The following is a 22,720-nucleotide window of genomic DNA, read 5'->3' on the forward strand; positions in this document are numbered from 1 at the left end:
TGCTTAATCCTTGTCGACGCGTGGCGCCTGGCTAGGGTCGCAGCAAGGCAACCCGTCATTGAGCTGCTTTGTCATGCGACGAAGGAACTCCATGGACGTTTCCGTCGAAGCTCCTTGCAACGAACCCGACGTCTCGCTTGCTCGCAGGGGAGATTGCAAACCGGATGCCGTGATCTGGTCTTCCATCCAGCTCTCGATCCGAACCGAACTCCTCGTCGCTACGAGATACCCCCCCATCAATAGAATACTCAATCCGGCGACCGGACCGCTCATGCGTTGGTAACGAGCACCCAATCGCTGCCACCCCCAAGCGGACAACGAAAGGAGGGGCAAGGTTCCGAGCCAAAAGGCTGCCATCGTAGCCACCGACATGGCGACCGACGGTGCCGCCAACGCGGCGAGTACGAAGACGTAAAGCCAGCCGCACGGAAGCAGCGTCGAGGTCAGTCCCCAAAAATAAGCATTGCCCAATGCTGAACTTTTGGGAAACCACCCTCGCAACCTTCGCAACCCTCTCCCCCAATGCTCTACCCAACTTCGGTGCAACGGCTCCCTCAAACGGTTCTCCCCGACCTTCGCTTCACCGATATTCATGAGGTGCGCCGATTTGACGCTATCGACCGATCGATCTCTCCCCCTCCGAGCGCGCGCGACTGTGCCAAAACGGACCCAGGGCGCGACCAAACGCCACAATCCAATCCCGATCAAAACCAATCCGATCGCAACCCCCAATGAACGAAACTCGCCTGCGATCTGCGCCAAACGGGATCGTTGGATTGTCGTGGCAACCATTCCTGCGACGAGCCCCATGCCGGCATACGTCGTCAACCTGCCGAAATGATAAGCCACCAATCGGAATCGAGGTGAAGAAAGGCATTTCGATGCATGTCGGGTCGTTGGCTCTGCCGTCGCTAACAAGACGAATGGCCCGCACATCCCAACACAATGCAGCGATCCGAGCAACGAAGCGATCGCGGTAGCACCCAGCAATTCACACGATGCCCACAAACCGCTCATCGAACCTGATCCAATTCGAGTGTGCGCTGCGTCCAGATCTTCGTCCCATCCGGTAACTCGCCCGCAATATCGAGATGCCAAAGTCCAGGCTTGGCTAGACCTGCATCTCCCTCGTAGGCTGAGCCCGACCACTCCATCGGTACAACTTGTTGTTCGGAGACGCGAGTGTAGTGGAAAAGCGTGGCGGTCAGCTTCAAATCCGGGACCGGCTGGCGATCCATGGCAAGCACCGTGATGGACAACTTACCTGGATTCGCAGTCGAAGCCTTCGCTTCCACCGTCCAGCCGCGATCCGCGATCCGCTGCTCTTCCTTTTTTCGAACCTCCCAGTCGACGGAACGCTGACCGAATCCGGGAATAGTGCGAAACGAGGGATCCCCGGCTGCCATCGAGATGGCGATCACCGCGATCGTGATATCGATCGCGAAGAACCCCAAAACCAAACTTACCCAAAACCGTCGCGAGCTTTTTTCTTGCATTATCGAGGTCCCAATAATCGAAGGGTCAACTCGCGGGTCGCGCCCGCACTATCGGACACGATCAACTTGGTCGCAGTCGCCCCCCGCCCGGCGGTCAAGCGGACGGGAAAATGGACGTCGATCGGTAATCGCACGGATTCACCTGGCTGGAGAACGACATCGGTCCCGTCGCTGTTTTTGACCGAAACGGCCTCATCCTCCACTTGGAACTGATACGTCTGCTCGGTTTGACTCCGGTTGACCAACCGCAACTTGAAATTGTTCTGTACGACCATGTTCGAGCCGACCACAAAAGGTGCTCCACCGCTCGCAGGCAATACGCGGGCATCGAAAGCGAACTTGAAGGACAAGATAAAGAAGAAGAGCCCTGTGAGGACTGTCACCAAGGTGGCGTAGATCACCGTCCTGGGCCGAATCCATCGTTGCGGCTTTCCTTCCAATCCGTCTTGACTGGTATAACGGATCAACCCGGTCGGCAACCCAACCTTGGTCATCACGGCATCGCAAGCGTCGATGCACTGCGTGCAGTGGATGCATTCCAATTGCAAACCATTTCGAATGTCGATCCCGGTGGGACAAACCGCCGTGCATCGGCCGCAATCGATGCAATCCCCTGCCTCGCGCGCCGCGTCGGTGATCACCGGCAAAGGCTTGCGTTTTCCTTTCTTCCTCGGCTCTCCTCGTTTCAGATCATACGCCACAATCAATGATTTCCGATCCAACATAACCGATTGAAAACGACCGTACGGACAAGCGATCAAGCAGAGTTGCTCCCGAAAATAGAGATAGTGGAACATCAGGCCAAGCGTCGCCCCCGCCATCACCACGAACGCGATCGGATGCTCGGTCGGGGGCGTCATGATCCAACGACGAAGCTCGTCCGTGCTGACGAAGTAACTCAAGAAAGTGTGGGCCAGGAACATGCAGCAAACAAGATAAACCAACAATCGCAAGACCTGTGCTCCCCCACTCATGGGCTTGCGCGGCTTCCCACCTCTCCCGATCGTACCGTCGAAAAGTCGATCGATCGGACGGAATAAATACTCCAAGTAAACCGTATGCGGACACCCCCATCCACACCAAAGACGTCCAGCCAAACTGGTCACAAGCATGATCGAGAAAAATGCCCCGAGCATGATGCACGCCAGCAATGGCGTATCGGTCGGATAAAACGTATATCCCAAAAAGGTAAACTCGCGCGAAGCGATATCCAGCAGGACATAGGGCTTTCCATGGATCCGCAAATGAGGAAGCGTCACAAAGAATGCAATCAGCCCATAAGCCACCCAGCGCCGTGCATGCCACTTGCTTCCTTTTTCCAAGGAAGGGGTAATCCAACGCCGCTTGCCATCCCGCGATAGCGTCGGCAGGACTTGCTCATCCGCTTGCAAGATCGAACTGCCAGGACCGGACATCGCCAAAGAGGGGGACGAATCGTCGGCGCAACGCTTTGTTCCGCCACAATTGCCGCACCCCTTGGAGCAAGCGGCAATGTTGGCATCCCGTTGCTCCTTCGACAGGATTGGGAGCGAGAATTCGTTTGTATTCATGAAGTTTCAATCCAAGGGAGGGATTGGACAATCGGCTCGAGAACCTAATGGGTTCGGATCGAATCTGGACTCGGGGAAGGCTTGGCAGGAACCATCCCGCTACCATTCTACCGCCAGCAATCGGATTTGACGTCGAAACATGTCCGCGTCGCTTGCACACTCTCCGAGAGTTCCCTAATCGCAAGAGCAATCCCCATGCCAAGCCGGTTGATTGAAAAGTTTCTCGCAACGGCGCGACGGCGCAAAGAGAGGAGGAGGCGAGGCAGATAGGCAAACAAGTAGATATTCGAACCTGAATCAGCCCACGTCTACCACTGAACGGGATCCCACGTTGCGACCTCTGCGCCTTGGCGCGCCACCTTCTTCGCCCCTGTTTCTCGCAACGGCGCGACGGCGCAAAGAGAGGAGGAGGAGAGGCTGATAGGCAAACAAGTAGATATCCAAACCTGAATCAGCCCACCTCTACCACTGAACGGGATCCCACGTTGCGACCTCTGCGCCTTCGCGCGCCACCTTCTTCGCCCCTGTTTCTCGCAACGGCGCGACGGCGCAAAGAGAGGAGGAGGAGAGGCAGATAGGAAAGCAAGTAGATATTCAAACCTGTATCAGCCCACCTCTACCACTGAACGGGATCCCACGTTGCGACCTCTGCGCCTTCGCGCGCCACCCTCTTCGCCCCTGTTTCTCGCAACGGCGCGACGGCGCAAAGAGAGGAGGAGGCGAGGCTGATAGGCAAACAAGTAGATATTCGAACCTGAATCAGCCCACAGCTACCACTGAAAGGGATCCCACGTTGCGACCTCTGCGCCTTGGCGCGCCACCCTCTTCGCCCCCGTTTCTCGCAACGGCGCGACGGCGCAAAGAGAGGAGGAGGAGAGGCAGATAGGAAAGCAAGTAGATATCCAAACCTGTATCAGCCCACCTCTACCACTGAACGGGATCCCACGTTGCGACCTCTGCGCCTTGGCGCGCCACCCTCTTCGCCCCTGTTTCTCGCAACGGCGCGACGGCGCAAAGAGAGGAGGAGGAGAGGCAGATAGGAAAGCAAGTAGATATCCAAACCTGTATCAGCCCACCTCTACCACTGAACGGGATCCCACGTTGCGACCTCTGCGCCTTGGCGCGCCACCCTCTTCGCCCCCGTTTCTCGCGACGGGCAATGAGAAATGGGGTGGAGTTAATCTTTGGGCCAAGCCGGAATGGGGCCACCGTCGGGGGCTTTGCCTCCTGGTGGATTCGTTCCTCGCAAACTCGCCACATAAATCGATACCAAGATCGCATCGTTCTTGTGCGAGAATCGGTTTCCCCAAGCGGGCATGGCACCACCTGCGACCCCTTCATTGATCACTTTCACAATGTCCGGCAACGCCTTGATGTGCTTGAACGAATTATCGCCCAGGTTCGGGCCGACATTCCCACCACCCTCCGGACCGTGACACGAAACGCAATTCGCCTTGAATATCGCCTGTCCTACACCGACCCACTTAGGCTCCTTCAAGAACTTCACCATGGTCGCCTCGTCCCCTTGCAAGTCCCCGATTTCGGCATATTGCTTGCGAGTGTTCTCGGTGACCCCTGCGGTGTACTGGTCCGCCACCGATCGCCCCGGTGCGCCGTTGTGGTAATACATCAAGTACAGAGGGGAGAATGCGATCGTTCCCCAAAACATCCACTTCCACCAACCCGGAAGCGGATTGTCGTATTCCTGAATGCCGTCGTAACTATGGCCGAGCGAGACTTCTTTCGTATTCGACTGATTCATTATTCTTGATCGCCTTTCCGTGGATCAACGATGTGGTCATGGATGGGAATGCTGCTAAACCGTTCGACGGCTTCGGGACGCAACCGTAGCGCACCCCAGATAATGGCCAAAAAACTGATCGCAAACATTACCACTGCGATCTCGTCGAAATGGGAGTAATCCAACTGGGAGATGACATCCTTTAACATCGCATCACTCCTTCTTCTCGCTAGCAGGGCTATCGCTCACCGATTCCGAGCCATCGACCGCAGGCGCCGAGACAGGCGTCACCGCCGCAGCCGCATCCGCAGCCGGAGTTGCCTCCGGAGTCGCCGGCGTGAACAAATCTTTCCCGATCCGCTGCATGTAGGCGATCAAGGCGATGGCGGTCGAATCCTTGATCAACTCTCCTTCGAAAGTCACCGGTCCCCCTTGGGCAATGATGTCCGCTGCGATGGCCTCCGCTTGCCTCTTGGCCATCTCTTCCGAATCGGATATCTCGAACTCGTAGGGTGCACCCAGAAACTTGGCTGCCTCCACACGCTTAGGGATCTCCCCGAAGTTCAAACGCTCGGTTAGCAAGTGCTTGTACGAGGGCATCACCGATCCTGGCGATACTTGCATCGGGTTCTCGAAGTGGGTCCAGTGCCAGAAACTGCTCTGCTTGCCCCCTTCCCGGGCCAAGTCAGGGCCGATGCGTCGCGATCCCCATTGGAACGGTCGGTCGTAAATGAACTCACCTGCCTTGCTGTACTCCCCATATCGCTGAGTCTCGGCCACCATCGGCCGAATCATCTGGGAGTGGCAGTTGTAACAGCCTTCGCTGACATAAATATCGCGTCCCGCCAATTCGAGCGGCGTATAAGGCTTTACCGTCGAAATCGTGGGCACATTGCTGCGAATCAAAAACATCGGTACCGCTTCAAACAAACTGGCGATCACCACCGCCAACGTGGTGAGGATCGTGAAGCGAATCGGCAATCGCTCCCAACGTCGGTGCCAATCCATCGCTCCAACTTTGTCCAACACCTTCGCGGCATCGAGAACAGGAACCCCCTCCAGCTTGCTGCCACCGATCGGCTCGTCGCGATAATTCTTGGTCAACCGCGGCGCGGTATAGACGGGAACGTCGTACTTCGCAGGACGGGTCGTCCAAGTCATAAACGCATTCAGTGCCAACATCAAAACGCCGACGATATACAACCCGCCACCGATCAACCGAGCCCACCAATACGGAACAATCGCTTGCACCGTCTCGACGAAGTCAGGGTTCTGGAGGCGACCGAGATCATCCATCGCGCGCCACATCAAGCCTTGCGTGATTCCGGCCATGTAAATCGGGATGATGTACAACAGGATTCCCATCGTACCCAACCAGAAGTGCCAATCCGCCATGCTCTTGCTCCAAAGCTTGGTCTGGAAAAGACGCGGCAACATCCAATAAGTCATCCCGAAGATCATGAAACCGTTCCAACCGAGCGCTCCCGCATGCACGTGGGCAATCGTCCAATCGGTGTAGTGCGAAAGGGCATTCACACTTTTGACCGACAACAAAGGACCTTCAAAGGTCGCCATGCCGTAGAAGGTGATCCCAACGACAAAGAACTTCAAAATCGGATCGGAGGTGACTTTATTCCAAGCCCCTCGCAAGGTGAGCAATCCATTGATCATCCCCCCCCAAGATGGCATCCAAAGCATCACCGAGAAAAGCATCCCGAACGTGCTCGCCCACTCGGGCAACGCAGTGTAATGCAAGTGGTGTGGACCGGCCCAAATATAAATAAAGACCAGCGACCAGAAGTGAATAATACTGAGCTTGTAACTAAACACCGGTCGCTCCGCCGCCTTGGGCAGATAGTAATACATCAATCCCAGAAACGGAGTTGTTAAGAAAAATGCGACGGCGTTGTGCCCATACCACCACTGCATCAAGGCATCTTGAACACCCGCGTAAACCGAATAACTCTTGCCCCACGAGATCGGCACGACCAAGTTATTAAAGACGTGAAGGACGGTGACCGTAACGATCGTGGCGATATAAAACCAGAGGGCGACGTACATGTGGCGTTCGCGGCGAACCCAAAGGGTCATCAAGAAGTTACCGCCAAAAAATCCGAGCCAAACAACGGCGATGGCCAAATCGATGGGCCACTCCAACTCCGCATATTCCTTGCTCTGCGTCAGCCCCATCGGTAGCGTGATCGCCGCTGCCACGATGATCGCTTGCCACCCCCAAAAGTGAAGCCGGCTCAGCGTATCACTCCACATCCGACACTTGCACAGCCTTTGGGTGCTGTAGTAAATGGCGGCGAAGATTCCATTCCCTGCAAACGCGAAAATCGCCGCGTTGGTGTGCAAGGGTCGAAGGCGGCTGAAGGAAAGGAGCGAGCTGTATTTCGGATCCATCCCCTGCCAAAGGTTAGGGAGCACCAAAAGCAACGCGACCAACAGCCCCACCGTCGTCGCGATCAGCCCCCAAAAAATGGTGGCCACCATAAACATGCGAACGATGCCGTCATCGTAACTGAACGTTTCCAGCGACTGCGCCTCGCGACCGGGATAGGAGGAGCCTGCCGATTCGTCCATGGTTGCCGCTCGGGAACCCAGCGGCTGTTCTGCAAATGACATGATTCAATGCGTGTCGGGGGAGAAGTGGGAAAACGATGCGTTCGCGGAGGAACGCAACCCATGTGCCAGTTATAAAGGATTTTGCGATTCCTCGAACCCGCCCACGCCCCCATTCAATTTCATTTTCCAGCGTCAAGCTGTCACAGGTCCCCGAAACCTTCTCCTCCCCCCAAGGCCTGAGCAGATCCCAGTCGCGAAAGGAATGCGCCGACAGGGAAGGAAGAAACGCCGATCGAAGCGCGAAAGGAACAAATTGTCGCAACCAATCCAATTCGCCGAGCAGCCGCCCCTGTCTCACCCCCTATTCCAATCCCGCGCGCCACCACCAGCCCTCAAGCGCGCCATTTCGACACACCCTAAATCAAGTGGTCGTTCTCTGTCGATCTGTTGTCCTCGACAGATCCCTCTGTCGATCCTGAAAGGATCAAAGCTTGTAGCCGGGGGTTGAGCGCGAGCGACACCCCCGGTCCCCCCCAAACCCTCTTCTATCCCGAAGGGATTAAAGAAACGCCATGGCTCGATGAACAACGCGAAGATGTTCAGGCGTGCGGCTTGCATCCCTTCGGGATGCTCAATCCTTGGGGAATCCACCGGGGGTATCGCATACGCTCAACCCCCGGCTAATGGCTCGAGTCCTTTCAGGACAAAAAGAGAAGAACGTTCGACATTATGCCTCGCTCCATGCCCCATGCTCCCTGCCCCATGCTCCCTGCCCCATGCCCCATGCTCCATGCTCCATGCTCCATGCTCCATGCTCCATGCTCCATGCTCCATGCTCCATGCTCCTCGCTACTCGCTACTCGCCACTCGCCACTCGCTACTCCCTCCCCCTTTTTCGCCCTCTGAAACCCATTGGTACCCCATTTGCTCACTGTCTCAGCGAACCGACGAGCGACTCCTTCTGCATCGAAGTTTGCCACGTTTCGCGGGCAACCAACCACCCTTTTCTTCATCGAATGCCAATTATGGTGTTAGCCGCACTTAGCGACCCGATCGATTTGCTGCTCGTGGACGACGAGCCCGATTTTCTCGAACCGGCCTGTCGCTTTTTCCAGCGGCAAGGATACCGCGTCGTGGCGGCCGCGAATGCCGAGCAAGCCATCGCGGTCCAGACAAGCCAGCATTTCCACGTTGCCGTCATCGACCAGAACATGCCCGGCATGTCCGGTTTGGAACTTCTCCCCCGCCTCTGCAAAGAGGATCCCGATCTGAAGGTCATTATGCTCACCGGCGGCGGAAGCATCGGCTCGGCTGTCGAAGCCATGAAGCTTGGAGCGGTGGATTACCTTTCCAAGCCCTTCGGCCTCGACGAGCTGGACAACCTGGTCCGCCGCATTTCGAAAACCGTCACGCTCGAGCGAGAAAACATCCACCTCAAAAGGCAACTCGCCGATCAGAACCGCCCCAAGCCCTTGATCGGAAACTCGCAAGGAATCCAAGAGGTAAAGCGACTGATCGGACGGATCGCACCGAGCGATAAACCTGTGTTGATCTTGGGGGAAAGCGGGACGGGTAAAGAACTGGTCGCCCGGGCCATCCACGCTCAAAGCACCCTCGCCGACAAACCGCTTGTTGTGATCAACTGTGCTGCGTTGCCCGAGTCACTATTGGAAAGTGAGCTGTTTGGACACGAAAAAGGGGCTTTCACCGGCGCCGTCGATGCCAAACCCGGACTTTTTGAAATCGCCGACGGCGGGACGTTGTTCATCGATGAATTCGGGGAACTTGCAGGGGGATTGCAAGCCAAATTGCTTCGAGTTCTAGAAGATGGCTCGATGCGTCGCATCGGATCGACGAAAGAGCGAAAAGTCAAAGTCCGATTGATCGCCGCCACCAATCGCGACTTGATTCAAGAAGTCGCGGCGGGCCGATTCCGCGAAGATTTGTTCTACCGTGTGAACGTTCTTTCGATTTCGATCCCCCCGCTTCGCGACCGACTCGACGACATTCCGCTTCTCGTGCATCACTGGCTTGGGGAAGACTGGACGCTTGGTCCTGGCGTGGTGGAGCTATTTCGGGCCTCGCGTTGGCCCGGTAACGTGAGGCAGCTCATCAATGCCTTGGAACGCGCCAAAATCTTGGCAGACAAGAACATTATCGAGATCGAGAATCTACCGAGCGAGCTACGGCGTGCGGCAGGTCATGACATCGATGCAAGCGGCGAGCATGAACCGCGAGTGGGAGACGCCATCCCGTTAGAACTTCTTTCCCATCGACATGTCCTGGAAGTGCTCAAACGAAACAAAGGGAATAAGACGAAAGCGGCCAAGGAGCTCGGCATCGCCCGCCGCAGCCTGTACCGCATCCTCGACCACCTCGCCGCCAAAGAACCCTCCGCGCAAGCGAGTAGCGAGTAGCGAGTAGCGAGTAGCGAGTGGCGAGTAGCGAGTGGCGAGTAGCGAGTGGCGAGTGGCGAGTGGCGAGTGGCGAGTAGCGAGTAGCGAGTAGAACGGGGCGGGGAGCAAGGAGCATGGAGCATGGAGCGAATAGCGAGGGGCGAGGTTTCAACCTAATCGCTTTGCGGTGCCAAAGGAATGCCGAAGGTATAGCAGCTTGTAGCCGGCGGTTGAGCGCAAGCGACACCGCCGGTCCCCCCCACCCCTTCTTCTATCCCGAAGGGATTAAAGCAATGCGATGGCTTGATCGAGATTGGAGCTCCTGCTTGCGATCGAACGCATCTCGATTGAGAACGCGAAGATGATCAGGCGTGCGGATTGCATCCCGGCGGGATGCACAATCCTTGGGGAATCCACCGGGGGTATCGCATACGCTCAACCCCCGGCTAATGGCTCAAGTCCTTTCAGGACAAGAACAGGAAAGCGTTCGACAGTCGATCTGTTGTCCTCAACAGATCTGCATCGCCTAACGCATCGCAAAAATAAGAATCTCTCCCAACACGCTGCGAGGCGGAGGTGGTCTGGTCGTTGGAAAGGTGGTACTTGGCGCTGGAACAGTCGAGGACGACCGTTCGACAGTGCTGCTCCATGCTCCCTGCTCCCTGCTCCCTGCTCCATGCTCCATGCTCCATGCTCCTCGCCTCTCGCCTCTCGCCTCTCGCCACTCGCTCCTCGCCTCTCCCTACCGGTTCCTCCTCATTTGCACTAGGCAAATCAACCTAACCGGCCGAAAATTCGGGGTTTGCAATCGGTGTGCCCCACGAAGTGGACACCGAATCCCCCCCATTCTTCCCCCGAGTAGCTCGACGTGGACAACCGAAGATTCTTCGCTTACCTCCTTCTGGGGATCTCCATATTCCTTCTTTTCAACAGCTTCCAACGCCAGCGTGATCTCGCGGCCTTGCAAGCCAAAGCGGACGCAGAACGCTTGGAATCGGAAAAGGAAAAAAGGGACGAAAAGCTTGCAGAAATCCGCGCCAAAGCGGAACAAAACCCTGACTGGAAACCACCCGCCGAACCCGACCGCGCTCGCTACGTCCTAGGGAGCATGGCCGCAGAGGATGGCTACTCGCTCGTCGTGTGCCTCGATAACCGCGGCGCCGGCATCGAACGGATCGAAGTCGTCCAGCGCAACCCCGACGGCACCCTCCAATACCGATCCCTGCAAGAAAAAGAACGACAGGGTTACGCCGGCTACTTGGCTCTTGAAAACGGGGCTCCCGCTAACGAGACTGGCGAAAACGCCCCCACCGGTCTGACCATCCGCTCGGTCCCTGCAGGTAGCCCAGCCGCCCTCGCAAAAAACCTAGACGATTCCGCCGCCACCGGCCTCCAACCCGGCGATCGGATCGTCGGCTGGAAGGGCCTTGATGGCGAGCTCTCCCGGACCAAATTCGATCAATGGTCCGATAAGTGGCGGCCCGGGCAAGACATCGAACTGAGCATCGAAAGGAATGGCTCGCCGAAAGCGACCTACCAACTCACCCTCGGCGAGAAACCGCTCGATATCGTCCGCGCCGAAGACGATTGGGCCAAAGAGCAAGTTCCCGGGAACGATCCCGTTCGCTCCTGTCTCATGACCCTCGCCAAACTCGACGGCTTGGATATCGGCGAAGGGGAGTCGGTCATCTTGGGCCTGGAAAAAACCCTCGAAGGAAACTGGAACGCAAAACCGATCGACGTCGAGGGTGGGCAAGGTGTCGAATTCAGCTTGAACATCACCCCCTACCTCCAAGTTCTCGGGTCCGAAGCCCAAATCGAATTGGTCAAGCAGTACAAACTGCGTAAACCCGACAAATCGGAGGCCGTCACCTCCCCGGACCACTGGCAGTTTCACATTGAATACTCCACCTCCGTCCGAAACTTGGGAGACAAAGAACACAAAATCGCGGTTCGACAAGACGGCGTGAACGGTATCTCGCTGGAAGGTTGGTGGTATCCGACCAAGATTTCGCCTTACTTCTTCAGCGCCGCCGGGGCGCGGGACATCATCGTCGGCGATCAAGCGGTCTCGCACTCCCTGACCACGACCCGCACGATCGTCTCCCACGCATTCAATACCCCAGCCAGCCCCGATTTCGAACTCTTCGGCCCGGCCAACAGCGAAGCCAAAAGGAGCTTGAAGTACATCGGCCTCGATACCCAATCCTTTACTTCGGCCCTGCTTCCCAGCCCTTCCGATCCGGATGCCCTCAAGTCTCTTGAACGAGGTCGTGCTCGCGTCCTCAATTCCGCCTACCGGGACACCACCAAACTGGTTTCCTACAAACAGCAAGCGGCGAATGTTGGCTTTTGGATCGACTCCCCCTCCGTGAGCTTGGCCCCAAAAGGAGAGATTCAAAGCAGCTACTACCTCTTCGCTGGCCCCAAAGACCCGGAGCTATTGGGCGCTTACAAGCTGGATGAGGCCCTGGAATATGGCTGGCATATCTTCGGGTTCTTTGCCAAGCGGCTGGGGTGGATCCTGCACTTGTTCTATTACCTCGTCGGCAACTTCGGCATCGCCATCATGATGTTGACCGTCCTGGTCCGCTCCTGCATGTTTCCCGTCAGCCGGAAAATGGCTCTCAATGCCCAAAAGATGCAGGCAGTCCAGCCCCACACGGCCAAGCTGCGCGAGGCGTTCAAAGACGATCCTCGCAAAATGATGGCGGCCCAACAGATGCTGATGAAGAAGGCAGGGGTGAATCAATTCGCCGGTTGCCTCCCCGCTTTGATCCAGCTTCCGATTGTCATCGGACTCTACCGCTGCGTCTCCGTCGACGTCGGGCTGCGCCAGCAAGCGTTGATACCAGGCTTGGATTGGTGTTCGAATTTGGCCGGCCCCGACATGCTCTTCGGTTGGCACAGTTGGATGCCCGATTTCATCGCGGGTCGTGGAACTGGGTATTTCGGACCTTACTTCAATATTCTGCCGATCATCACCATCACCTTGTTCATCATCCAGCAGAAGGTGCTCATGCCGAAGGCGACGGACGAGCAGACGGCGATTGCCCAAAAGATGATGATGTTCATGACCGTGTTCATGGGTGTTTTGTTCTTCCGAGTCCCCGCGGGTCTTTGCATTTACTTCATCACTTCCTCGACCTGGTCCTTGGTCGAGCGATGGCTGATCCGTCGCAACACGCCAAAGGGGACGACGGTCGATCTATCCGAGAACGCAGCCGCGGAGATCATTCAAACGATCAACAAAGCCGGCACCGGAGCCGCCCCACAACGCACGACCACAGCGGCTTCCGATAAGCCGAAAGAGAAGTATCAAAAGCCACCCGAGACCCTTGCCGATCTCTTCCCAGGTTGGTTTGGCAAGAAACCGGGCAAGGACACACCCCCCCCCTCCAACAACGGTGGCAACTCCGACAAAAAGCCCTCCCGCCCCCCCCGAAACCCAAAACCGAGGTAGGGGAGGAGCAAGGGGCAAGGGGCAAGGGGCATGGAGCATGGAGCATGGAGCATGGAGCGAGGAGCAGGGAGGACGGGGCGAGTAGCGAGTAGCGAGTAGCGAGTAGCGAGGGCCAATGTAGAGCCGTCGTCCTCGACGGCTTCCCCCCGCTTGCATGCTATCGGCGAATCGACTAGCCCGATAACGATAGAGTGAGTGGTGAGAGGTGAATAGCAAACGGTCCCCGACCGGCGTGGGTCTTTTGGCTGAAGGGCATGCACAACGTAGCCTAGAGCAACGCCCTAGGACCAGCGCCACCGCACGGCTCTTTTGGCTGAAAGCCATCAACAAAACCGTCGTACGCCACCACGCCTTCGACCGGATGCAAGATCGTCGCCCATTTGGTATACCCCGGAATCGTGACGGTTCAGGCGAGGCCTAGTTGTGGTTGGCCTTCCGCCAAAAGAAACCGTCGAGACGACGGTTCTATAATCGATCCTGAGAGGATCAAAGCTTGTAGTCGGGGGTTGAGCGCGAGCGACACCCCCGGTCCCCCCCACACCTTCTTCTATCCCGAAGGGATTAAAGAAACGCCATGGCTCGATGAACAATGCGAAGATGTTCAGGCGTGCGGCTTGCATCCCGTCGAGATGCACAATCCATTGGGGAATCCACCGGGGGTCTCGCATACGCTCACCCCCCGGCTAATGGCTCAAGTCCTTTCAGGACAAAAAGAGAAGAACGTTCGACATTACGCCCCATGCCCCTCGCCCCATGCCCCTCGCTCCCTGCTCCCTGCTCCCTGCTCCCTGCTCCCTGCACCATGCACCCTGCCCCCTGCTCCCAGCTCCCTGCTCCCTGCACCCTGCACCCTGCACCCTGCTCCATGCTCCATGCTCCATGCTCCATGCTCCATGCTCCATGCTCCATGCTCCATGCTCCATGCTCCATGCTCCATGCTCCCTGCCCCTAGTACCAAAAACTCCTAGAAGACTATCCTAAGCATTGCGGTATACTTTCCTCGCGCAAGACCAGTCGAGTACGACTGTTCGACGTATACTCCTCGCTCCTCGCCACTCGCCACTCGCCACTCATAACCATCTTGCCCCTTTTCTCCGCTGCCCATCGCCTATTCCTTGCCGCCGACCAGATCCGGCGGCTCGATACCGCTACGCACTCCTCGAATGTCGATACCATCTGGTCGAATTGGCTTGCCGAGCACTCCGCCCATCTCCCCGGCCTCGACCAGCTCGCCTCCCCACCACCCCTTACCGACGCTCAAAATGCCAGCGAAGGGTCCGGGGCGACCGCAAGCCCCCCGCCCCTTGTGCCACGCTTGGCCCTGTCCCTTTCTTCTCAATTCCCAGCGATCGCCTCCCCACCACCCCCACCCTCCGCCGCAGCCACTTCCCAAGTCCTGCCGCTCGCCTCCAGTTCGCTTGCTACCCCTGCCACACAGCTGTCGGCCCTCATCTACCACCTTTCTGCTCCCCGCGGCGGTGACCAACTTCTGGGCCGCCCCGCCCGGGAAGAGGATCAAGCCGGCTTGAGCATGCTCCTCGACGCCGCCCATGTCGCCTTGCAAGCCATCGTGGACCGCGTGCGATTCGATCAAGCGGTCGCGAAACGGACCCAGCAAGCGATCTACGACTTCGCCTACGGTCTCACCCACGAAATCAACAACCCGCTCGCCAACATCGCCGCGCGCGCCCAGCAGCTTTTGACACAAGCCCGCGACGCTGCCGACCAAAAGTCGCTTGCGACTATCGTCGACCAATCCATGCGAGCCCACGAAATGCTCGCCGAAATGATGCGGGCGGTGAAGCCCAAGGCTTGGAACCCCCGCGTTGTCCCCCTCTCCGAATGCCTCGAGCCCTTGGTCACGCGTTTCGCGTCCCTTTTCCAAGCCCGTCAAATCACTTGGGAAGTCGCCGGCATCGACCTTCCGATCCACGTCCAGACCGAGCCAGCAGAGTTGCAGGAAGCCATCGCATCCCTCCTTCAAAACGCCTTGGACGCCTGTTCACCCGGCGACACCGTCACGCTCCTTGTCCGCGCCTCGGAACCCGCTAACCGCCACGTGCCGCATTCGTCTGTCGAGATCGCCGTGCAAGACACCGGAATGGGGATGTCGGCTGCGGGGTTGGAGCAAGCCTTTTCGCTGTACTACAGCGGGCGCGAGCATGGCCGCGGGTTAGGCATTTCATTGGCCAACGTCGAGCGCGTCATCACCGCCAGCGGCGGCCAGATTCAGATAAGAAGCCAGCCGCAAGCCGGCACGCAAATCCTCGTCACACTCCCGCGCTGCGCGAGAAAGTAGAGTTTAGAGAGTAGAGAGTAGAAAGTGGCGAGCGGCGAGCGGCGAGGAGCGAGGGAGTAGCACTGTCGAACGGTCGTCCTCGACCGTTCTTGCGCAAGGAAAATATGCAGCGTTGCTTAGGGTAGTCTCCCAGGTAGTTACCGTTGTGACGAATGGTGTTTCGCTGGGCGAAACACGGGGGTGTATTGGCGGTCGATGGGGTGGAAGCCGTCGAACGGTCGTCCTCGACCGTTCGACACCGCCCTCCCTGCCCCCTGCCCTTGCCCCATGCCCCTCGCTCCTCGCTCCTCGCTCCTCGCCACTCGCCACTCGCCACTCGCCCCTCGCTACTCGCCCCTCGCCTCTCGCTACTCGCTACTCTCCCCCTAACCCTCACAACCCTTCCATTCCTTGCGCTTTTCCTGTTCACAAGAGTTTAACTTCGATCTACCCCCAAGCCGAATTGCGGGAATGACGACGTGGTCTATGCTAGCAAGTTGCATTCAGTCCTTGAGTACAACCCTTTGCCGCAGCACCTTGAACGGCATAGGATTGGCCTCCATCCCGATCGCCCTACCAGCCCCCAAACCGGCGTTATCGGTACATTCCCTGTCACCGACAGGAACGAAGTGCGCGCCCACTGCCATTCCCCTACCCCCCCCATCTTTGCTAGGATTCTTCAGTTAGCCCAAAGCGGCATACCGGCCTGAGACTGGTTGCTACCCAAACGCCGTCCAGAAAACGGCTACGACTGCCTCGCCTTTCGCCGCTTTTGTCTTTTCTTCCTCGCCACTCGCCACTTTCTACTCGCTACTGAATGACCATGTCAAAGAAAGCCCTTATCACCGGAGTCACAGGACAAGACGGCTCGTACCTTGCCGAATTCCTGCTTGAAAAGGGCTACGAAGTCCACGGGATCAAACGCCGCGCCTCCTCGTTCAATACCGAACGAATCGACCACATCTACCAGCCACCGAGCCAAGTCGACGCGAAATTCCGACTCCACTACGGTGACTTGACCGATAGCTCGAACCTCACCCGAATCATCAACGAAGTTCAGCCCGACGAAGTCTATAACCTCGGCGCCCAATCTCACGTCGCGGTCTCCTTCGAATCCCCGGAATACACCGCCGACGTCGACGCGATCGGCACCCTCCGCATGCTGGAAGCTATCCGCTTCCTAGGCCTCGAAAAGAAAACTCGCTTCTACCAAGCCTCCACGTCGGAGCTCTACGGGCTGGTCCAAGAAATCCCTCAAAAGGAAACCACTCCGTTCTACCCACGGTCCCCCTACGCGGTGGCCAAACTCTACGCGTACTGGATCACGGTCAACTACCGCGAGTCCTATGGCATGTACGCTTGCAACGGCATCCTCTTCAACCACGAATCCCCACGCCGTGGCGAAACCTTCGTCACCCGCAAAATCACACGCGGCATCGCGAATATCGCGCAAGGCCTTGAGGAATGCTTGTATCTGGGCAACATGGACTCCCTCCGCGATTGGGGGCATGCCAAAGATTACGTCCGGATGCAGTGGATGATGCTCCAGCAGGAGCAGCCCGAAGACTTCGTCATCGCCACCGGCCGACAAATGAGCGTCCGCGAATTTGTCCGCATCTCCGCCTTGGAAGCAGGCATGGAAGTCACCTTCCACGGCCAAGGGGTCGATGAGCATGCGAAAGTCGCCAAGATCCTTGACACCGACAAAGCCCCCGCAGTGAAGGTGGGAGCCACCATCGTGAAGGTCAACCCCAGGTACTTCCGCCCCGCCGAAGTCGAAACGCTATTAGGCGATCCGACAAAGGCCAAGCAAAAGCTCGGCTGGGTCCCCGAGATCACTTGCGAGGAAATGTGTGCCGAGATGGTCGCTGCCGACCTCGACAACGCCCGCAAACATGCCCTCCTCCAACGCCACGGCCACACCGTCAGCGTCGCAAAAGAGTAGCGAAAAAGCGGCGAGTGGCGAGTGGCGAGCGGCGAGCAGCGAGCAGCGAGGAAGACGGGAGTCTGACGCCTGGGTCTGGATTTTGCTTGAAGGGCATGCACATTGTAGCCTAGGGTAACACCCCAGGATTTGGTTCCCACACCTGATCTTTTGGCTAAAGGCCATACACAAATAGGCCTTGCTCGTAGCGTCACGATCCCGCTGAAACCCAAATGGTTGACGATTTCGCATCCGGTCTTGGGCGCGGTAATGTGCACCGGTTTTGTGGATGGCTTTCAGCCAATGAACCGTTGTTGCGGTCCAGACCTAGGGCGTTACCCTAGGCTACGATGTGCATGCCCTTCAGGCAAAAGAATCCGTCGAGACGACCGTTCGGCCTCCCTGCTCCCTGCTCCCTGCTCCATGCTCCCTGCTCCCTGCTCCCTGCTCCCTGCTCCCTGCTCCCTGCTCCATGCTCCATGCTCCATGCTCCATGCTCCATGCTCCATGCTCCATGCTCCATGCTCCATGCTCCATGCTCCATGCTCAATCGCTTGCTAGTACACATTGGCTGATCAACTAAGAACTAAGAACTAAGAACACCGTTCTCCGAACGGTTCCTATAAATGAAAATCTGCCTTGTCGTGGGGACACGTCCCGAGGCCATCAAGATGGCGCCGATCTATCGCGAGCTGCGGGGGCAGCCTGCGGTCGAGCCCATCCTCCTTTCCACCGGGCAGCATCGCGAGATGCTCCTCCAAACGCTCGCAGCCTTCGGACTTCAGCCCGATCACGACCTCGGCTTGATGGTCCCCAACCAAACCCTTCCCGAACTCACCGCCCGAGCCATCACCGCCCTCTCGAGCTACTTCAGCGAGTCCAAACCCGATCGAGTCCTTGTGCAAGGAGACACGACCAGCGTCCTCGCCGGCGCCTTAGCCGCCTTCTACCACAAAATCCCGGTCGGACACGTGGAAGCGGGCTTGCGAACAGGGGATATGTACTCCCCTTATCCCGAAGAGATGAACCGTCGCCTGACCACCCCCCTCTGCCGCTACAATTTTGCACCTACGGAGTGGAGCAAGCAGAATTTGGTGCGTGAAGGGATCGATCCGGCCACCATCCATGTCACCGGCAACACCGTCATCGACGCCTTGCACTGGATGAACGACATCCTCTCGGCCAGGCAAGGAGTCGCAAGCGAGCTCTGCACCCGTTTGAAGATTTCCGACGGGTTTCGAGATCGTTATCTCGTCGACGGCGGCGCCCCATTCTTGCTCGTCACCGCCCACCGTCGCGAGTCGCATGGGGAAGGAATGGCGCAGCTATGCAAAGCCCTTGAGCAGTTGGTGGTCGATTATCCCGAGCTAGGGATTTTGTTCCCCGTCCATTTGAATCCGGCCGTTCGTCAGACCGTCCTTCCTACATTGGGAGGGATCGATCGCATCGAGCTCATCGATCCGGTCGGCTATGAAGACTTCGTCTGGCTCATGGCCCGCAGCCACTTCATCATCAGCGATTCGGGGGGTATCCAAGAAGAAGCGCCCAGCTTTGGCAAGCCGGTCTTAGTGACTCGCGAGACCACCGAACGACCGGAGGGAGTCCATGCTGGGACCTGCAAGCTCGTCGGCACCGACATTGCCAAGATCCTCAGCGAAGCCCATCAGCTCCTCTCCGACCCAGCCCACTATCGGCAGCGAAGCCAACTCCAAAACCCCTACGGCGACGGCACGGCCGCTCAAAAAATTACAAAAATAGTAGCGAGTAGCGAGTAGCGAGCGGCAAAAAAGAAGAATAGGGGAAAGATGCGAGAAGCGAGAATCTACTAACCGGTCTCAGTACGGTGCCCCCCAGGGCGCCTACGGTCGGGTTCACTGCGTCAGCCGCAACGCACTAGCATCCAACTATCAAGCACTATTCCTTTCATCTTTCACGTCCATCAAACCGCTAGCCGCAATTCGATTCCAACGCGTATGCTCGTGCCCGGGAAGTCCCACACCGAGAAGAAAGAGTATCGAAAAGATATTGACGGACTAAGGGCTATAGCAGTCCTGTCCGTTATCCTTTTTCACTTTGGCTGGTTACCCGCAGGATATCTTGGCGTAGATATCTTTTTCGTGATCAGCGGCTACTTAATAACAGGGATCATTCATAAAGAAACCGAAGGAAACCGCTTTTCCATTATCAAGTTTTATCTGCGACGTGTACGGCGCATTTTACCAATGTGCACGTTCACCGTTGCGTTTTCCTTGGTCATCGGCTACTTCGTCATGCTTCCTGATGACTTGGAAAACCTAGGGCAATCCGCTGTTGCGACAAACCTTTTTTCAAACAACATTCTTCAATCGATTACGACTGGAAATTACTGGGACGTCACCAACGAACATAAACCTCTTCTGCATACGTGGAGTTTAGCGGTGGAAGAGCAATATTATTTATTCATCCCACTTCTGGCTTCTCTTTTCTTCAGAACAAGGAGAGCATTCGCAGTTGCATTAACGGTTCTTTCTTTCTTTTCTTTAGTGCTCTTCTTCTCTCCAGTTCCGGAACACATCCGATTCTACCAACTACCCTGCCGATTCTTTGAGATTGCCGTCGGAGGAATCGCCAAGCTATGTTTCTGGGAACGTCCGCTGAGTACACGCTTCCTACCGATTGGGATTGTAGCACTCATTGCAATTGTTTTTTCACCGGTCCCTTTGCCTGGCCCTATTGTTATTATCCCGATTACTGTAGTCTTAGCCGCATTTGTTTTGGTAGCCCAACCAGGAAATTCAAAGTTCGCACGAAAAGTACTCGAGAATCGAATCTCGATTTTAGTGGGCTTAACAAGTTATAGCCTATACATGTGGCACCAGCCGCTTCTAGCATTCTTCAGATACATAGTCAGTCCAGAGATCAATGCCATTTCAGGCATCGCATTACTTACATTGACACTTATCTTGTCGATCGCAAGCTATCACGTGATCGAGAAGCCGTTCCGTTCATCGAACACGACCCCCACTTGGATGCTGTTCCTGGTCCTCATACCAGCGATTTCGTCAACAACCGCATTTGGCTATTACCTAAATTCGCGAGGGGGTATCGTTCGCGATGTTCCAGAGTTAGACATCAGCGTTACAGACGCGAGGAAAGGAGTCCACTCTCGATACAATCACAGAATCCGAGAGCTTAACCAAGGATTCAGGGAAGAGAATGATCGGAAGAAAGTCCTGATCATTGGGAATAGCTTTGCACGAGATTGGGCAAACATATTACTCGAAAGTTCGGAGGCTCAATCGATTGAGATACAATACATCGAACATCCGATGTCAGATCCAACATTCCTCCCCAAGTTTCAAGTCGCAGACATTGTCTTCTTTTCCACCGGGTCGCGCCGTGACGTTGCCAACATGGGTATATCGCCAGAAGATCCAAAGATATACGTCATTGGAACCAAGAATTTCGGAACTACAGCCGGGATATTTTACAACTACCGCGGTGATGATTTCACAAGTCAGACAACTAAGATCGATGAAGAGCATTGGGAAGTAGATGCCAAGCTAATGAGCGACTGGGGCGCAAAATTTGTCGATCTGCTAAGCGTGGTAAAGGAAGATGGTGGACGAGTACATGTCATCACTCCTGAAGGAAAAATCATTTCACAAGACTGCCGTCACCTAACCAAGGCGGGTGCAACATTCTTCGCGCGACGGCTCGAGGATAGGATTCGTTCCATTCTGCATCCGCAGTGGAAAAGCGATAGAGACAATGAGTAGCAGCTACGAAGATGCGAGCTCAACTGTCTGCGACGGATCATGTTCGCGCACCCATGGCCCAAATCCATCCACTGTCCACCCTGGGCTCCGTAAAACAAATACTGGTGGCGAGTCCGAAGTAAAGCAGCCTCCAATCCCCTTCGCTACCGTTCATTCGTCTAATTCGTTCAATTCGTGGTTCCCACCATCCAATTGATTGTCACATCTACTCACCACTTTCTTCTCACTACCTACTCGCGAATCGCATGCTAGTCATCATCGGACTTGGATACGTAGGCCTTCCACTAGGCCTTCAATTCGCCCGGTGCGGTGTGAAAGTTCTCGGGCTGGATATCGATCCGATCAAGGTCGAATCACTCAACAGCGGCCAGTCCTATATCCATCACATCCCTTCTGAAGAGATACAAAAGCAAGTCTCCGAGGGACGCTTCACGGCCAGTACCGACTTCTCCCGCATCCGGGAAGCCGACGCGGTCGTCATCTGCGTTCCAACTCCCTTGAGCAAGAACCGCGAGCCGGACATTTCTTACGTGCTCAATACCGGCAGATCGATTGCTCCCCATTTGCAAAAGGGGACGCTGGTCGTTCTGGAGTCGACCACCTATCCCGGCACGACCGATGAAGACCTTCGAGCCGTTCTCGAGTCCGGTTCGGGCTTGAAAGCAGGCATCGATTTCCATTTGGCTTTCTCCCCTGAGCGGGAGGATCCGGGTAATCCCAGCAGCAAAGTGGCCAAGATTCCCAAGGTCGTAGGTGGTTACACGCCCGCTTGTTTGGAGAAAGCCAAAGCGTTGTACTTGCAAGCCGTCGAGACCGTGGTCCCGGTCAGCAGTTGCCGGGCGGCCGAGGCGACGAAATTGTTGGAGAACATTTTCCGGAGCGTCAACATCGCGCTCGTGAATGAGCTCAAGATGGTTTATGCCGCGATGGGGATCGACATTTGGGAAGTGATTGAAGCGGCGAAGACCAAGCCCTTTGGGTACATGCCTTTTTACCCGGGGCCAGGATTGGGCGGTCACTGCATCCCCATCGATCCGTTTTATTTGACTTGGAAGGCCCGCGAGTACGGCCAAGCCACCCGCTTCATCGAGTTAGCGGGCGAGATCAACACGTCGATGCCCAAGTATGTCATTCAGAAGTTGGCGGAAGCGCTCAACAGCGTCAAAAAGCCCATCAACGGCAGCAGAATCCTCATCGTCGGTTTAGCGTACAAAGCCAACGTCGACGACGACCGCGAGTCCCCCAGTTATGTGTTGATGGACCTTATTAAGGAGAAGGGTGGCGAAGTCTCCTACTACGATCCCTACGTCCCGGTCATCAAACCCAGCCGCGAGCACAGCCACTGGGCAGGTCTGAGAAGTATCGAGTGGGATCTCCCGCGAATCGCTCAATTTGACGCAGTGGTGATTTCGACCGCGCACGAAAACATTGCTTTCGACGCATTGGCGAGGAACGCATCACTTCTGGTAGACACACGCAATGTGATAAAAAGATCTCAGGTAACCCCTGGCATCATTCGCGCGTGAACAATTGAACAGGTCAGCAC

General features: G+C 56.5%; 16 protein-coding genes. 7 read left to right on the top strand and 9 right to left on the bottom strand.

Going from position 1 to position 22,720, the window contains the following annotated elements; all coding sequences use genetic code 11:
• Nucleotides 1-3: 3 nt before the first annotated feature.
• From SH467x_RS02700 to SH467x_RS02730, 7 genes are all read right to left on the bottom strand, one after another.
• Nucleotides 4-1,017, bottom strand: coding sequence for a sulfite exporter TauE/SafE family protein (locus tag SH467x_RS02700; RefSeq protein WP_482369754.1), 1,014 nt, complete (start codon nt 1,015-1,017; stop codon nt 4-6).
• Nucleotides 1,014-1,496, bottom strand: a complete 483-nt coding sequence (locus SH467x_RS02705; RefSeq protein ID WP_482369755.1) for a FixH family protein — start codon at nt 1,494-1,496, stop codon at nt 1,014-1,016. The genes SH467x_RS02700 and SH467x_RS02705 overlap by 4 nt, the downstream gene beginning before the upstream one ends.
• Entirely contained in the window at nt 1,496-3,046 is a 1,551-nt protein-coding gene (ccoG, locus tag SH467x_RS02710; protein WP_482369756.1) for a cytochrome c oxidase accessory protein CcoG, read from the bottom strand. Before ccoG ends, SH467x_RS02705 begins: the two co-directional genes overlap by 1 nt.
• A gap of 1,177 nt (nt 3,047-4,223) precedes the next feature.
• The gene (locus SH467x_RS02715; protein WP_482369757.1) at nt 4,224-4,808 is read right to left on the bottom strand and encodes a cbb3-type cytochrome c oxidase N-terminal domain-containing protein; all 585 of its coding nucleotides are present in this window, start codon (nt 4,806-4,808) and stop codon (nt 4,224-4,226) included.
• Nucleotides 4,808-4,996, bottom strand: a complete 189-nt coding sequence (locus SH467x_RS02720; protein ID WP_482369758.1) for a hypothetical protein — start codon at nt 4,994-4,996, stop codon at nt 4,808-4,810. Before SH467x_RS02720 ends, SH467x_RS02715 begins: the two co-directional genes overlap by 1 nt.
• 4 nt (nt 4,997-5,000) lie before the next feature.
• The gene (gene ccoN, locus SH467x_RS02725) at nt 5,001-7,415 is read right to left on the bottom strand and encodes a cytochrome-c oxidase, cbb3-type subunit I (RefSeq protein ID WP_482369759.1); all 2,415 of its coding nucleotides are present in this window, start codon (nt 7,413-7,415) and stop codon (nt 5,001-5,003) included.
• A gap of 638 nt (nt 7,416-8,053) precedes the next feature.
• Complete coding sequence (locus tag SH467x_RS02730) at nt 8,054-8,368, bottom strand: hypothetical protein (protein ID WP_482369760.1); 315 nt, start codon at nt 8,366-8,368, stop codon at nt 8,054-8,056.
• A 3-nt stretch (nt 8,369-8,371) separates the two neighbouring features.
• Here SH467x_RS02730 and SH467x_RS02735 point away from each other — a divergent pair, with 3 nt between their 5' ends.
• Together SH467x_RS02735 and SH467x_RS02740 are read left to right on the top strand one after the other, a co-directional pair.
• A complete protein-coding gene (locus SH467x_RS02735) occupies nt 8,372-9,772 on the top strand; it encodes a sigma-54-dependent transcriptional regulator (RefSeq protein ID WP_482369761.1) in 1,401 nt (466 codons plus the stop codon).
• An 847-nt stretch (nt 9,773-10,619) separates the two neighbouring features.
• Nucleotides 10,620-13,214: a YidC/Oxa1 family insertase periplasmic-domain containing protein gene (locus SH467x_RS02740; RefSeq protein WP_482369762.1), complete on the top strand. Its 2,595-nt coding sequence runs from the start codon at nt 10,620-10,622 to the stop codon at nt 13,212-13,214.
• 672 nt (nt 13,215-13,886) lie between these two features.
• Here SH467x_RS02740 and SH467x_RS02745 read toward each other — a convergent pair.
• Complete coding sequence (locus tag SH467x_RS02745; protein WP_482369763.1) at nt 13,887-14,144, bottom strand: hypothetical protein; 258 nt, start codon at nt 14,142-14,144, stop codon at nt 13,887-13,889.
• 151 nt (nt 14,145-14,295) lie between these two features.
• Between SH467x_RS02745 and SH467x_RS02750 the strand changes: the two genes are divergently transcribed.
• Entirely contained in the window at nt 14,296-15,513 is a 1,218-nt protein-coding gene (locus SH467x_RS02750; protein ID WP_482369764.1) for a sensor histidine kinase, read from the top strand.
• Between the two features lie 802 nt (nt 15,514-16,315).
• Nucleotides 16,316-17,437, top strand: coding sequence for a GDP-mannose 4,6-dehydratase (gene gmd / locus SH467x_RS02755; protein ID WP_482369765.1), 1,122 nt, complete (start codon nt 16,316-16,318; stop codon nt 17,435-17,437).
• A 319-nt stretch (nt 17,438-17,756) separates the two neighbouring features.
• Here gmd and SH467x_RS02760 read toward each other — a convergent pair whose 3' ends face one another.
• Nucleotides 17,757-17,984, bottom strand: coding sequence for a hypothetical protein (locus SH467x_RS02760; RefSeq protein WP_482369766.1), 228 nt, complete (start codon nt 17,982-17,984; stop codon nt 17,757-17,759).
• A gap of 58 nt (nt 17,985-18,042) precedes the next feature.
• Between SH467x_RS02760 and wecB the strand changes: the two genes are divergently transcribed.
• From wecB to SH467x_RS02775, 3 genes are all read left to right on the top strand, one after another.
• A complete protein-coding gene (wecB, locus tag SH467x_RS02765) occupies nt 18,043-19,191 on the top strand; it encodes a non-hydrolyzing UDP-N-acetylglucosamine 2-epimerase (RefSeq protein WP_482369767.1) in 1,149 nt (382 codons plus the stop codon).
• A 198-nt stretch (nt 19,192-19,389) separates the two neighbouring features.
• The gene (locus SH467x_RS02770; protein WP_482369768.1) at nt 19,390-21,174 is read left to right on the top strand and encodes an acyltransferase family protein; all 1,785 of its coding nucleotides are present in this window, start codon (nt 19,390-19,392) and stop codon (nt 21,172-21,174) included.
• 245 nt (nt 21,175-21,419) lie between these two features.
• Nucleotides 21,420-22,700 (top strand): nucleotide sugar dehydrogenase, encoded by a 1,281-nt coding sequence (locus SH467x_RS02775; protein WP_482369769.1) that lies wholly within the window; start codon nt 21,420-21,422, stop codon nt 22,698-22,700.
• Nucleotides 22,701-22,720: the final 20 nt, after the last annotated feature.

It is taken from the genome of Brakhagea slesvicensis, from assembly GCF_052161625.1.
Lineage (GTDB): Bacteria > Planctomycetota > Planctomycetia > Pirellulales > Pirellulaceae > JBKCUI01.